The organism is Streptomyces sp. NPDC001858 (assembly GCF_053594615.1).
Genome location: NZ_JBSFEV010000031.1, coordinates 87,406 through 100,791, shown reverse-complemented (window position 1 = coordinate 100,791; position 13,386 = coordinate 87,406). Strand labels below are relative to the sequence as shown.

At 71.1% G+C, this 13,386-nt stretch carries 11 protein-coding genes, 2 tRNA genes and 1 riboswitch; of the genes, 6 read left to right on the top strand and 7 right to left on the bottom strand.

Features of this window, described 5'->3' with window-relative positions; all coding sequences use genetic code 11:
* Positions 1–107 precede the first annotated feature (107 nt).
* The 4 genes from ACWCPF_RS33415 (at position 108) to ACWCPF_RS33400 (ending at position 5,428) form a co-directional block, all read left to right on the top strand.
* Positions 108–1,532, top strand: coding sequence for an MFS transporter (locus ACWCPF_RS33415; protein WP_451048835.1), 1,425 nt, complete (start codon positions 108–110; stop codon positions 1,530–1,532).
* 93 nt (positions 1,533–1,625) lie between these two features.
* Entirely contained in the window at positions 1,626–2,834 is a 1,209-nt protein-coding gene (gene lhgO / locus ACWCPF_RS33410; protein ID WP_451048849.1) for an L-2-hydroxyglutarate oxidase, read from the top strand.
* 190 nt (positions 2,835–3,024) lie between these two features.
* On the top strand, positions 3,025–3,927 hold the full coding sequence (gene trmB, locus ACWCPF_RS33405) for a tRNA (guanosine(46)-N7)-methyltransferase TrmB (protein WP_451048834.1): 903 nt from the start codon (positions 3,025–3,027) through the stop codon (positions 3,925–3,927).
* Positions 3,928–4,087: 160 nt separating this feature from the next.
* Positions 4,088–5,428, top strand: coding sequence for a PrsW family intramembrane metalloprotease (locus ACWCPF_RS33400; protein WP_451048848.1), 1,341 nt, complete (start codon positions 4,088–4,090; stop codon positions 5,426–5,428).
* Positions 5,429–5,462: 34 nt separating this feature from the next.
* On the opposite strand, the gene ACWCPF_RS33395 is transcribed toward ACWCPF_RS33400, so the two are convergent.
* The 4 genes from ACWCPF_RS33395 to ACWCPF_RS33380 form a co-directional block, all read right to left on the bottom strand.
* Positions 5,463–6,407, bottom strand: coding sequence for an aldo/keto reductase (locus tag ACWCPF_RS33395; protein ID WP_451048833.1), 945 nt, complete (start codon positions 6,405–6,407; stop codon positions 5,463–5,465).
* A 200-nt stretch (positions 6,408–6,607) separates the two neighbouring features.
* Entirely contained in the window at positions 6,608–7,642 is a 1,035-nt protein-coding gene (locus tag ACWCPF_RS33390; protein WP_451048832.1) for a M23 family metallopeptidase, read from the bottom strand.
* A gap of 9 nt (positions 7,643–7,651) precedes the next feature.
* Positions 7,652–7,818: riboswitch (cyclic di-AMP (ydaO/yuaA leader) on the bottom strand.
* Positions 7,819–8,123: 305 nt separating this feature from the next.
* Positions 8,124–8,197 (bottom strand) — tRNA-Met (locus tag ACWCPF_RS33385).
* Positions 8,198–8,269: 72 nt separating this feature from the next.
* Positions 8,270–9,397: a dihydrofolate reductase family protein gene (locus tag ACWCPF_RS33380; protein WP_451048831.1), complete on the bottom strand. Its 1,128-nt coding sequence runs from the start codon at positions 9,395–9,397 to the stop codon at positions 8,270–8,272.
* Positions 9,398–9,493: 96 nt separating this feature from the next.
* Here ACWCPF_RS33380 and ACWCPF_RS33375 point away from each other — a divergent pair, with 96 nt between their 5' ends.
* The gene (locus tag ACWCPF_RS33375) at positions 9,494–10,009 is read left to right on the top strand and encodes a MarR family winged helix-turn-helix transcriptional regulator (RefSeq protein ID WP_451048830.1); all 516 of its coding nucleotides are present in this window, start codon (positions 9,494–9,496) and stop codon (positions 10,007–10,009) included.
* 188 nt (positions 10,010–10,197) lie between these two features.
* Positions 10,198–10,860 carry a GTP cyclohydrolase II gene (locus ACWCPF_RS33370; RefSeq protein ID WP_451048829.1) on the top strand — a complete coding sequence of 221 codons (663 nt, stop codon included), beginning with the start codon at positions 10,198–10,200 and terminating at the stop codon, positions 10,858–10,860.
* On the opposite strand, the gene ACWCPF_RS33365 is transcribed toward ACWCPF_RS33370, so the two are convergent.
* The 3 genes from ACWCPF_RS33365 to ACWCPF_RS33355 all read right to left on the bottom strand — a co-directional run bounded on the left by ACWCPF_RS33365 (position 10,847) and on the right by ACWCPF_RS33355 (position 13,347).
* On the bottom strand, positions 10,847–11,524 hold the full coding sequence (locus tag ACWCPF_RS33365) for an NUDIX domain-containing protein (RefSeq protein WP_451048828.1): 678 nt from the start codon (positions 11,522–11,524) through the stop codon (positions 10,847–10,849). The two genes, ACWCPF_RS33370 and ACWCPF_RS33365, sit on opposite strands and share 14 nt — an antisense overlap.
* A gap of 65 nt (positions 11,525–11,589) precedes the next feature.
* A tRNA-Lys gene (locus tag ACWCPF_RS33360) sits at positions 11,590–11,662 on the bottom strand.
* Between the two features lie 92 nt (positions 11,663–11,754).
* On the bottom strand, positions 11,755–13,347 hold the full coding sequence (locus ACWCPF_RS33355; RefSeq protein ID WP_451048827.1) for an amino acid permease: 1,593 nt from the start codon (positions 13,345–13,347) through the stop codon (positions 11,755–11,757).
* Positions 13,348–13,386 lie beyond the last annotated feature (39 nt).

Sequence of the window (13,386 nt, the reverse complement as noted above, 5' to 3'; positions counted from 1 at the left end):
ACCGGAAGAATGCCCCTTAACGCTTGGGATGCGGCGAACTACGCTGGGTTTACGAATGCCGCATGGTTATGCCAGCGCGGCAGCCGTCTGTGTCGAGGGGTGGCGCAATGTCCAGGGAGCAACGCGGGCCGAACGAAAAACTCGGCGCCGTTCTCGCCCTCGCGGGAATCAGCAACGCAGGACTCGCGCGACGTGTCAACGATCTTGGCGCTCAACGCGGGTTGACTCTTCGCTACGACAAGACGTCCGTGGCGCGCTGGGTGTCGAAAGGCATGGTGCCGCAGGGCGCCGCGCCGCACCTCATCGCGGCCGCCATCGGGCAGAAGCTCGGCCGCCCGGTGCCGCTCCATGAGATCGGCCTGGCGGACGCGGATCCCGCACCCGAAGTGGGCCTCGCCTTCCCCAGAGACGTCGGCCAGGCCGTGCGCTCGGCCACCGACCTCTACCGCCTCGATCTCGCGGGCCGCCGGGCCGGCTCGGGGGGCATCTGGCAGTCGCTGGCCGGATCGTTCGCAGTAAGCGCGTACGCAACGCCCGCCTCACGGTGGCTGATAACCCCGGCCGACGGTTCGGTGGCGCGCGACGTACACCTCCTGGAGGGGTCCGGCGCACCGCTCAAAGTCGGCCACAGCGATGTGCAGAAGCTGCGGGAGGCCGCCGAGGACGCCAGGCGCTGGGACTCCAAGTACGGAGGCGGCGACTGGCGTTCCTCCATGGTCCCGGAGTGCCTGCGGGTCGAGGCGGCGCCGCTGCTGCTCGGCTCGTACTCCGACGAAGTGGGGCGCGCGCTGTTCGGGGCGAGTGCCGAGCTCACCCGGCTGGCGGGCTGGATGGCCTTCGACACCGGTCAGCAGGAGGCCGCGCAGCGGTACTACATCCAGGCGCTGCGGCTCGCGCGTGCCGCGGCGGACGTCCCTCTCGGGGGCTACGTCCTGGCCTCCATGTCGCTGCAGGCCACCTACCGCGGGTTCGGCGACGAGGGCGTCGATCTCGCGCAGGCCGCCCTGGAGCGCAACCGGGGGCTGGCCACGGCCCGCACGATGAGCTTCTTCCGGCTCGTCGAGGCACGCGCGCATGCCCGCGCGGGGGACGCGCATGCCGCCGGAGCGGCGCTGAAGGCCGCCGAGGGGTGGCTGGAGCGGTCCCGTGACGGCGATCACGACCCGTCCTGGCTCGGCTTCTACTCCTACGACCGCTTCGCCGCCGACGCCGCCGAGTGCTACCGCGATCTGAAGGCGCCGCGTCAGGTGCGGAGGTTCACCGAGCAGGCGCTGTCGCAGCCGACGGAGGAGTTCGTGCGGTCGCACGGGCTGCGGCTCGTCGTCTCGGCGGTCGCCGAACTGGAGTCGGGGAACCTCGACGCGGCCTGCGAGCAGGGGGTGCGGGCGGTGGAGGTCGCCGGGCGCATCTCCTCCGCGCGCACCACGGAGTACGTCAAGGATCTGCTCCACCGGCTGGAGCCGTACGGCGACGAACCGCGCGTGGTGGAGCTGCGCGAGCGGGCGCGGCCCCTGCTGATGACTCCGGCGTAGGCACTCCCTTCGGCGCCGGTGCCCCTCGGGGTGCCGGCGTCACCCGGGTTTGAAGGCGTTGTCAGTGGCGCAGTGCACTATCGAAGCCGGGAGGTGGTGCACGTGCCGAAGATCGCTTACGACTGTGATGTGCTCGTGGTCGGCGGGGGCATCGTCGGGCTGTCGACGGCGTATGCGATCACGCGTGCCGCCCCGGGCACCCGGGTCACGGTGCTGGAGAAGGAGCCCGGCGTCGCCCGGCATCAGACGGGACGCAACAGCGGGGTCATCCACAGCGGGATCTACTACCGCCCGGGGTCGCTGAAGGCGCGGTACGCGGTGCGGGGCGCCGCCGAGATGACGAAGTTCTGTGCGGAGTACGGCATCCCGCACTCCGTCACCGGCAAGCTGATCGTCGCCACGGCGCGGGCCGAGCTGCCCCGGCTGCACGCGCTCGTGCAGCGCGGCCGGGAGAACGGGATTCCGGTGCGGGAGCTGGGCGCCGCCCAGATCGCGGAGTACGAGCCCGAGGTGCGCGGGCTCGCCGCCATACGCGTGCGGACGACCGGGATCTGCGACTACACGGCCGTCGCGCGGCGGCTCGGGGAGGCGTCCGGGGCGGAGATCCGGTACGGGGCGCGGGTCGTGCAGGTCGACCGGCGACCGGAACACGGAGTCGCCGTGCGCACCGCGCGCGGGGACGTCGTACGGGGGCGGGTGCTGGTGAACTGCGCCGGGCTGTACTGCGACGAGGTCGCCCGGCTCACGGGGGACGAGCCCGGGGTGCGGATCGTGCCGTTCCGGGGCGAGTACTACGAGCTGGCGCGGCCGGAGCTGGTGCGCGGGCTGGTGTATCCGGTGCCCGATCCGGCGTTCCCGTTCCTCGGCGTGCATCTGACCAGGGGGATCGACGGGGGCGTGCACATCGGCCCCAATGCCGTGCCGGCGCTGGCCCGCGAGGGGTACGGGTGGGGCGTCGTACGGCCCCGGGAGGCCGTGTCCACGGCGGCGTGGCCCGGGGTGTGGCGGCTGGGGCGGCGGCACTGGCGGTACGGCATCGGGGAGCTGCGGCGGTCGGTGTCGAAGGGGGCGTTCCTGGACGCGGTGCGCCGGCTGCTTCCGGCGGTGGAGGAGGGTGATCTGGTCCGGGCGGCGGCCGGAGTACGCGCGCAGGCGGTCCTGCGGGACGGCAGCCTGGTGGACGACTTCCTCATCCGCGAGGGCCCCCGCGCGGTCCACGTCCTGAACGCCCCCTCCCCGGCGGCAACAGCCTCCCTCCCTATCGGACGGGAGGTGGCGGGCAGGGCGCTGAACGCACTGTGAACGGCCCGCCCCCCCCCAGCCCGCGGCGGCAGCCCCCGGCGGCTGAGCAAGCCTCCCGCTCGCTCGGCGGCCGTGACCGCCAGGCGTATGGGTAACGGTTACGGGGCTATCGGGATGACCACCGGTCGCGTGCCCGGGGCTGTGGGGGTGCCGTAGGTACTTGTGCTGTCGCCGTAAAATCGTTCGCACTGTGTCTGATTCCGTGAATACCCCCGAAGTCCCCCAGGCCTCTCCCGGCGGTGAGCACCATCCGGGTGAGTCCGTTCGGCATACGCGCGCGAAGGGGGAGCCCCGGTTCCCCGACGGGCCCAGGGCCGATCCCGCCGGGTCGCACTTCGAGCGGCGGATCCGGAGTTTCCAGCCCCGGCGCAGTCGGGTGACGGCCGGGCAGGCGGACGCCTTGCAGCGGCTGTGGGCCAAGTGGGGGCTCGACATCGACGGGCATGCCGTCGACCTCGCCGAGTTGTTCGGCGACGACCGTGCCGTCGTGCTGGAGATCGGCTTCGGCATGGGCGAGGCGACCGCGCAGATGGCGGCGGCCGACCCGGACACCGACATCCTCGCGGTGGACGTGCACACGCCCGGGCAGGGCAACCTGCTCAACCTCGCGGATCACCACGGCCTGACCAACGTCCGGGTCGCCAACGGCGACGCGATCATCCTGCTGCGCGAGATGCTGCCGGCGGACTCGCTCGACGGACTGCGCGTCTATTTCCCCGACCCCTGGCCCAAGAAGCGGCACCACAAGCGGCGCCTCATCCAGCCGGAGTTCCTCGACCTGGCCGCGACCCGGCTCAAGCCCGGCGCGATCGTGCACTGCGCCACGGACTGGGAGCCGTACGCGGAGCAGATGCTGGAGGTGCTCACCGCGCACCCCGACTTCGAGAACACCCAGGCCGACGGCGGCTTCGCGCCCCGGCCCGAGTTCCGGCCGCTGACCCGTTTCGAGGGGCAGGGGCTGGACAAGGGTCATGTGGTGAACGATCTGCTCTTCCGGCGCGTACAGCATCGCGTCCCGCAGGGAAGCCCGCAGGGAGGCCTGCAGAGAAGCCCCCAGGGGACCCCGCAGGACGTCCGGCGCGGGGATCACTGACCTTCCGACTCCGTCCACCACAGTCCCCTCCCTCGTTAGGGTCGATGCCGTGGCCATCAGTCCCCCGTTCCCGCCCCATCCGCCGCAGCCGCCGTATCCCGGCGGCGGGGCGCCCGAGGACGGCGTCCTCCGGCACGCGCACTGGTGGCAGCGCAGATGGGTGCGGTACGGAGCGCTGATCACGCTGCTGGCGTTGTCCGGCCTGGTCATCCTGGCGCTGGTGCGCGAACAGACCGGCACGGAGGGCTTCCTGGTCGGGCTCGGGCTCGCCGTGCTGCCGGTGCCGTTGCTCGTCGCCGCGTTCCGGTGGCTCGACCGGGTCGAGCCCGGCCCCTGGCGGAACCTGGTCTTCGCCTTCGCCTGGGGTGCGTGCGCGGCGGCGCTGATAGCCATCGTCGCCAACAGCTTCGCGACGAGATGGATAGCGATGGCGACCGCGGACCCGTCCAGCGCGGACACCCTGGGGGCGACCGTCATAGCGCCGGTCGTGGAGGAGTCCGCCAAGGCCGCCGCCGTCCTGCTCGTCTTCCTCTTCCGCAGGCGGGACTTCACCGGCATCGTCGACGGCGTGGTCATCGCCGGGATCACCGCCACCGGCTTCGCGTTCACCGAGAACATCCTCTACCTCGGCACCGCCTTCGGCACCGACCAGCTCACCGGCGACAGCGGCATCGCCTCCGTCACCGCCGCGACCTTCTTCGTGCGGGTCGTCATGTCGCCGTTCGCGCACCCCCTGTTCACCGTCCTGACCGGCATCGGCTTCGGCATCGCCGCGCTCTCCGGGGACCGTCGACGACTGCGGCGCACGCTGCTCCCGCTCGCCGGACTGCTGCTCGCCATGGGCATGCACGCCCTGTGGAACGGCTCCTCGACGTTCGGCGACTTCGGCTTCTTCGCGGTGTACCTCGCGATCATGGTGCCCGCGTTCGGGGTGCTCACCTGGCTGGTGGTGTGGACCCGCCAACGTGAGCTGCGCACCGTCCGCGAGGAACTGCCCACCTACGCGGCGGCCGGCTGGCTCACCCCGGCCGAGCCGTTCGCGCTCGGCTCGATGCGGGCCCGGCGGCTGGCCCGGGTGTACGCAGGCCGCCACCTGGGCCGGCCGGCCGCCCGGGAGGTGGCGCGGTACGAGGCGTACGCGACGTCCCTCGCGTTCCTGCGGCATCGAGGCCGGCTGGGGCGGGCGAACGCCGACTTCGTCGTCCGGGAACGGGAGCTGCTGAACGAGCTGTGGCGCCGCAAGGACGTCGCCCGGCCCGCGCTGGACCATGCGGCCCGGATGACGGCCCCTCCGGCACCCGTACCCGTACCCGTACCGATGGCTGCGCCGCCTTGGCCGATGTACGGGAACTACGGGTCGCCGTACGGAGGCTACGGGCCCCACGGGCCTCACGGGGCCTACGGGTACCCCCAGGGGCAGGTCTACGGGTATCCCGGAGGGCCGTACCCCGCCCCCGTCCATGGCCCTGCCCCTGCCCCTGCCCCCAACCCCTACCAATAGCGAATACGGGCGGCAGGTCGGGCCAAGGCCCGCCTCAGGCCGAGGCCCGGGTCAGGCTCGTGATCTCCGGCTCCGTCAGTTCCAGGTCCGCCACCCCCACCAGCGCCGGCAGCTGCTCGACCGTCCGCGCGGACGCGATCGGCGCGGCCACGGTCGGCTGTGCGGCGAGCCACGCCAGCGCGACCGTCGCCACCTGGGTGTCGTGGGCCTGCGCGATCTCGTCCAGGGCGACGAGGACCCGTCGGCCCCGCTCCGTGTCGAGGTGCTGGGCGGCTCGCGGAGCGCGGGCGCTCTCCACCGTCGTACCGGGCCGGTACTTGCCGGTCAGGAAGCCGGAGGCCAGTGCGAAGTACGGGACGGCGGCGAGGCCGAAGCGGGCGGCGAGGTCCTGGAGGCCGCCCTCGTAGGTGTCGCGCGAGACCAGGTTGTAGTGGGGCTGGAGGGCGACGTACCGGGCCAGGCCCTCGCGATCGGAGAACTCCACGGACTCCTGGAGGCGCTCGGGCGAGATGTTGGAGGCGGCGATGTGCCGTACCTTCCCCGCCTTCACCAGCTCGTCGAGCGCGCCGACGATCTCCTCGACCGGCACCTCGGTCTTGTCGAAGTGCGTGAAGTAGAGGTCGATGTGGTCGGTGTCCAGGCGGCGCAGGGAGGCGTCGGCGGCGGCCCTGATGTTCGCGGCGGACAGGCCCGGGAAGTCGGGGTGCTGGCTGACCTTGGTGGCGATCACGATGTCGTCGCGGTTGCCGCGGGCCTTGATCCAGCGGCCGATGATCGTCTCGGACTCGCCCCCGCTGTTGCCCTCGATCCACGCCGAGTAGGAGTCGGCGGTGTCGAGGAAGTTGCCGCCCGCGGCGGCGTAGGCGTCGAGTACGGCGAAGGCGGCGGGCTCGTCGACGGTCCAGCCGAAGACGTTGCCGCCGAGGGCGAGCGGGAAGACCTCGAGGTCGGAGGAGCCGAGCTTGCGAAGAGTAGTCATGCTCTGTCAACGGGCACCGACGGCGCGCCGATTCCACGCGCGACGCGAAGAACACGTGAACGCACTGCGGCCCTGACGCCGGGGGGCCCAGGGGCCGGCCGTCAGGGCTGCAGGGAATCGATCAGGTCCGGTCGTCCGGTCCCTGAGACGTCCCTCTCAGGGGTCCCGGAGAAGGACCAGGGGTCCCGGCGAGGCACGTCTCAGGGGTTGAGGCCCTTGCTGCGCAGCCAGGCCGCCGGGTCGATGCCGTCGGAGCTGCCGCCGGAGTGGACCTCGAGGTGGAGGTGGGCTCCGGTGACGTTGCCGGTGGCGCCCACGCGGCCGATCACATCACCGGTGCCGACCTTCTGGCCGACACTGACGCTGATCGACGACTGGTGGGCGAACCAGACCTCGGTGCCGTCGTCCAGCGTGAGGATGGTGCGGTAGCCGTAGGAACCGGCCCAGCCCGCCTCGGTGATGGTGCCGCTGTGGACGGCCTTGATGAGCGTGCCCGTGGGCGCGGCGAAGTCCAGACCGGTGTGGTAGCCGGAGGACCAGAGCGAACCGGCCTGACCGAAGGTCGAGGTGATGGTGTACGAGGAGGTCGGCAGCGTGTACTGCGTGGCCAGCTCGGCCAGGCGCTTGGCCTCGGCCTTCTCGGCGGCCTCGTCGGCGGCCTTCTTCTTCGCGGCGGCGGCCTTGGCCTCCGCCTCCTTCTCGGCCTTGGCGACGGCGTCGGCCTGGGCCTTGGCCGCGGCGGCCGCGGCGTCGGCCTGGGCCTTGGCCTCGAGCTGGGTCTGCTGCGACTCGGCCTGCGCCATGATCCGGCTGCGCAGGGCCTCGCCGGCGTCGGTGGCGCTCTCGCCGGTCTCCACGGCGGCCTCGGAGCCGAAGCCGGAGAGGGCGGGCGCGGGTTCCTCGACGGGCTCTTCGTCGGAGATGAGGGAGCCCACGTTGGGCAGGTCCGGCATGGAGATGGAGACCGGGGCCTTGCCGGTGTTGGCGCTGGCCATGCCGCCCGCGCTGACGGCGGCTATGACGCCGACGCCGAGGACGGTGGAGCTGCGGGCGAACCCGCCGCCGCGCTGCTTGGCGACGCGGTGCTTGCCGCGAACCGGGCGAATGGACTCCGCGGTGGGGTTCCACTCCTCCCAGGGGCCCTCGTCGGTGCGGACGCTGCCGTAGGCCAAGGTCTCTGCGGACCGCTGGCTCGGCACGAACGGGGCTTCTGGGACCGGCCGGTTGGACGCCACGCGGGCGTACTCCTTTCCTTCCGTCGCCTACCGGGTTAGCTGACGGGTTCGGAGCGGGAAGGTCTCCTACGCGCGTAAACCGGTCGTGGACTCTGCGAGTTCACGACGGCTTCCGCGAGATTCACCCCAAGGTGGTGGTTCCCCGGTTCCCTTGCGGGATTCGGCAGTGCGCACGGAGCCGACGCTTGTGTCGGCTGGGACGACCGCGCTGCGTTATCGAACGTTAATAGACCCGGGGTCAGGTTTCCAAGCTCTTCCGCTTGATCAACAACATTTACAGCCTGGACTTTCGGCCCATGACCGGTGAAAAACGGGCGAGTTGACCAGGCTCAGCAATCCCACAGGCATTGACAGGACGTCAGCCATTACGCGGAGGGGGATCACTCGCTCACCTGCAGTGACGGCGGGCGGGCGCATGGAGAGCACGGGAAAAAACCGAGGGCCGAAATCCAAGTTCTGGATTTCGGCCCTCGGCCTTCAGTAGCGGGGACAGGATTTGAACCTGCGACCTCTGGGTTATGAGCCCAGCGAGCTACCGAGCTGCTCCACCCCGCGGCGATGAACACAACTGTACGCCATCTACGGGGCCCCAATCACCACGGTTACTCACGCAGCCAGACGGGGCGGTCAGAGGAGGTGGCGATTCGGGGCCTTCGCCCGCTCCTCGCACTCCGGGAGGACGAGGACGTCGACGCCCGCGGCCGTCAGCAGTCCGGTTCCGTCCGCCTCCGTGACGAAGGTGTCCGGCTCGCGCCAGGCCGTGACCACCCGGCGCACGCCCGCGTCGAGGATGAGGCGGGCGCAGGGCGCCGGGCGCGAGGAGCGGCGGGCGCACGGTTCGAGGCTGCTGTAGACGGTGGCCGTGGGCAGCCGGGGGTCGGCGGGGTCGAGCTTGGCGAGGGCCGCCTCCTCGGCGTGCACGACCGGGTCGCCGGCCTCGCGGGAGTGGCCGCGCGCGAGTTCCGTGCCGTCGGCGGCGACGATCACCGCACCGACGCTGAACGCGGTCCGCGACGGCGGGCACTGCTCCGCGAGCTCGCAGGCGAGGGCCAGCCAGTGCCGGTCGGCGGCGGCGGGCAGCGGTCCGACGCCGGGCGCGGTGGGCTCGTAGCGGTGCAGGACGACGTCCTCGATGCGCCGGGTCTCCAGCAGGCGCAGGCGGCCGCCCTGGTAGCCGCCCGGCCCGAAGAGGCGGGGCGCGCCCGCGTCGCCCACGAAGAGCGGGGCGAGGACGAGCTGGAGTTCGTCGGCGAGGCCCTGCTGGAGCAGCTGGGTGTGGACGGTGCCGCCGCCCTCGACCATGAGCCGCCGCACACCCCGCACGTCGTGCAGGTGTTCGAGAAGTCGGCGCCAGTCCAGTTCGGGGCCGAGCGCCACGACGTCCGCGGCGATGCCGAGCGCGCGGGCCCGCTCGGCGCCCTTCTCCGTCGTGTAGACGACCTTCTCGCCGCCCGTGTGCCAGAAGTTCGCAGCCGGGTCGAGGTCGCCGGAGCCGCTGACGGTGACCTTGAGGGGGTACTCGGGGCGTCCGGCGGCGACCCGGGCGGCGCGGCGCTCGGCGGAGTTCACGAGGAGCCGCGGGTTGTCGGCGCGGATCGTGCCGGCCCCGATGAGGATGGCGTCCACGGAGGCCCGTACGTCGTCGACGCGGTCGAAGTCGGCGGGGCTGGAGAGGAGCAGGCGCTCGGGCGTGGTGTCGTCCAGGTAGCCGTCGAGGGAGACGGCGGCGGACAGCAGGACGTACGGGTACGACATCGACGCACTCCCGGGGATGGGTCCGACGGCAGTCCGGCGGCGATTCCGGCCGAACCGGGCCTTGGTTCAAGTTTGAAACAAACCTACACTGGCCGTATGACGACTCGCTGGCTGTCCCCCGAGGAGCAACGCGCCTGGCGCGCGTACGTTGCCGGCTACCTCCTGCTGGAGGACGCGATCGACCGGCAGCTCCAGCAGGAGGCCGGGCTGCCCCATCTGTACTACTCCATCCTCGCCAACCTCTCCGAGACACCGGAGCGACGGCTGCGGATGACCGACCTCGCGGAGCAGCTGAAGATCACCCGCAGCAGGCTGACGTACGCGGTGACGCGGCTGGAGAAGGACGGGCTGCTGCGGCGCGAGGAGTGCCGCTGGGACAAGCGCGGGACCGTCGCGATCCTGACGGACGAGGGCATGGCGGCCCTGGAGCGCCTGGCCCCCGGCCATGTCGAGACGGTCCGCTCGGCGCTCTTCGACCGGCTCACCCCGGAGCAGGTGGGACAGCTGGAGGAGATCTTCACGCAGGTCGTGCTGGGGTTCCAGGACGGCGACGAGGCCGCACCGCAGGAACTGCCGTGGCGCCGCCGCTCCTCCCCGTGCTCGGAAACCTGATGACCTGCGCCTGATGACCTGCACCTGACGGCCGGCACCTGATGGCCGCGGACGCGTGAGGTGCGGGTCACAATCCCGTTGCTTCAAATTTAAAGCATGAGGTAGGGTCGCTCTCGGCACGCTGCTTCAAATCTGAAACAGGTGGACGCGGCTGCCCGCACAGACCCCACTCGCACCGGGAGACCCGCATGCCTGACACCCCCGCCGCCGCCACTCCGCGCGCCCGCGTCCGGGTACCGCTGCGCTTCCACGACGGCTACTCCGTCGACGCCGAACTGGTCACCTTCCACGGTCTGACCGACGGCCAGGAGCACGTCGCCGTCGTCCTCGGCGAGCCGGCGCCCGGCGCCACCCCGCTGGTCCGGCTGCACTCCGAGTGCCTCACCGGCGACGTCTTCGGCTCCGCCCGCTGCGACTGCGGGCCGCAGCTGCGCGAGGCCGTCGAGCGCATAGCCGGGACGGGCGGCATCCTGCTCTACCTCCGCCAGGAGGGCCGTGGCATCGGCCTCTACAACAAGCTCGACGCGTACGCCCTCCAGGACCAGGGCCTGGACACCTACGAGGCGAACGCGGCGCTCGGCCTGCCCGAGGACGGCCGTGACTACACCGCCGCCGCTCAGATGCTGCGCGCCCTCGGCATCACGAGCCTGGACCTGCTGTCCAACAACCCCGACAAGGCCGACCAGCTGCGCGGTCTCGGCATCGACGTCCAGGACCGTGTCCCGACGGGCGTGTTCACGACCCCGCACAACGTCCGCTACCTGCGCGCGAAGGTCCTGCAGACCCAGCACACGCTGCCGCTCGCGGATCTCAACGGCGTCAACGGGCTGACCGGGCTCAACGTGGGCTGACGGCGCCGGACGGCCGGAACGGCCCGTCCAGCGCCGCCCACTGGAGCAGCATGATGGTCTTGGCGTCCGCGATGGCACCGCTGCGGACGAGGTCGAGGGCCTCGGCGAAGGGCAGCTCCACGACGGCGATGTCCTCGCCCTCGGCCGCTACGCCCGCCGTCTCGACGCCGGAGGCGGAGGCGTCGTAGGGGGCGGCGAAGAAGCTGAGCCGCTCCGTTACCGAGCCGGGGCTCATAAAAGCGTCGAACACATGCTCGACGTCATGGACGGTACGTCCAGTCTCCTCGGTCGCCTCGCGCCGGATCGCCTCCTGCGGATCGTCGCCGTCCAGCAGCCCTGCGGCGGTCTCCAGCAGCATGCCGTCGGGGTGTCCGTTGACGTACGCGGGCAGCCGGAACTGACGGGTCAGCAGGACCGTCCGCCGGTCGGCGTCGTAGAGCAGGATCGTCGCGCCGTCGCCCCGGTCGTAGGTCTCGCGCCGCTCACGGCTGACATGGCCGTCGCTGTGCCGGTAGTCGAAGGTGGTGCGGCGCAGCACCGACCAGTCGCAGGCGAGGACCTCCACGTCGAGAATGCGCACCCGGTCGTTGCCGGTGAGATCCCGCCCCTGCCGGTCGAGCCCGGTACGGCCACGGGGGTCGGGGATATCGATGCCGACGGTCATACGGGACTCCCTGCCAAACGGTTACGCCCCCAGCTCGAAGTGCCTGTGAGCTGGGGGCGTTTCGGTAGGCCCTGTGGGACTCGAACCCACAACCAATGGATTAAAAGTCCACTGCTCTGCCAATTGAGCTAAGGGCCCACGCGGTGTTGCGTGATGTTGCCTCCCCGAGCATAGCCGGAGCTGGCCGTGTCTCCGATCGGGTATCGAAGACACGGCCGCGCCGGAGTCGGTTACCGGGTCTTGTGGGATCTCGCCGCCTCCCGGGCGAGCGTCCGTTCGTGCAGCGGGTTGAGGAACCACTCCCGGGCCGAGACCTGCCACCACAGCCCCGCGAAGCCCAGGACGACGAGGACCGCGACCGGGGCGTAGTTGAAGGTCTCCCAGGTCACCGGGGACACCTGGGGCAGCATGAACAGGACCGTGATGACGGCCACCCACGCCACCGACACCACGCCGATCGCCTTGGACCAGCGGCCCAGGTGCCAGGGCCCGCGTTCGAAGGCCTCGCCCTTGCGGATCCGCAGCAGCGTCGGGATGACGTAGGCGATGTAGAGGCCGATGACGGCGATGGAGGTGACGGCCGCGTACGCGGTCACGTTGATCAGGTAGGGCAGGCCGAGCACCAGCGCGCCGCCCGCCGCGAGCCAGACCGCGGCGACGGGTGTGCGGGTGCGCGGGCTGACCGTGTGCCAGAGGTGCGAGTAGGGGAGCGCGCCGTCGCGCGAGAACGCGTAGATCATGCGGCTGTTCGCCGTCACCGACGCCATCCCGCAGAACAGCTGGGCCCCGATCACCACGAGCAGCAGCAGCTTGCCGGCGGTCGCGCCGAGCGCGTCGAGCAGGATCTGGGCGGGCGGCGCGCCGGTCGGGGACTCTAGGGCGCCCTTGTACGACTGGATGGCGTACGTGAAGCCGAGCAGCAGGACGAAGCCGGCGATCCAGGAGGTCCAGATGGACCGCACGATGCCCTTCGGGCCGGCCGTGGACGCGTCGTGCGTCTCCTCCGTCATGTGGGCGGAGGCGTCGTAGCCGGTGAAGGTGTACTGGGCCATGAGCAGGCCGAGCGCGACGACGTACACGCCGCTGCCCCAGCCCGTGTTGTTGACGAACTCGCCGAACACGAAGGACGTCGACTGGTGCTTGTCGGGGACGAAGGCCAGCGCCCCGACGATGACGCCCACGCCAAGCACGTGCCACCACACGCTCACGCTGTTGAGCAGGGCGACGATCCGCACCCCGAAGGTGTTCAGCAGGCCGTGCAGCACCAGGATCCCGGCGAAGAGCAGGACCGTCCGCTCCGGTGTCACCTCGAAGTCGAACTGGAGGTTCAGATACGCGCCGAGGAAGGACGCGGCCCCGAAGTCGATGCCGGCGGTCACCGCGACCTGCCCCAGCACGTTGAACCAGCCCGTGAACCAGGCCCAGGCCGCCGCCGATCGCGGGGGCGCGAGCCGGTGCGCCCAGAAGTACAGGCCCGCCGACGTCGGGTACGCCGAGCAGATCTCGGCCATCGCCAGGCCCACGAAGAGCGTCATCAGGCCGACGGCCACCCAGCCCCACATGATCACCGCCGGGCCGCCCGTGTTCATGCCGAACAGGTACAGCGTCAGACAGCCCGACAGGACCGAGATGATCGTGAAGGAAACCGCGTAGTTGGAGAACGCCGACATGCGGCGGGCGAGAACCTGCGTGTAACCGAGCTGGGCCAGCCGCTCTTCGTCCGAGAGCCCCGAACGCTCCGAGAGACCCGAACGCTCCGAGGGATCCGAGAGATCCGAGTGCTTCTCGGGAGACCGCCCACTCGCTATGGCGTCATCTGTCATGCCCCCAGCAATTCCCTCACCGGGGGCGTGACATGCATC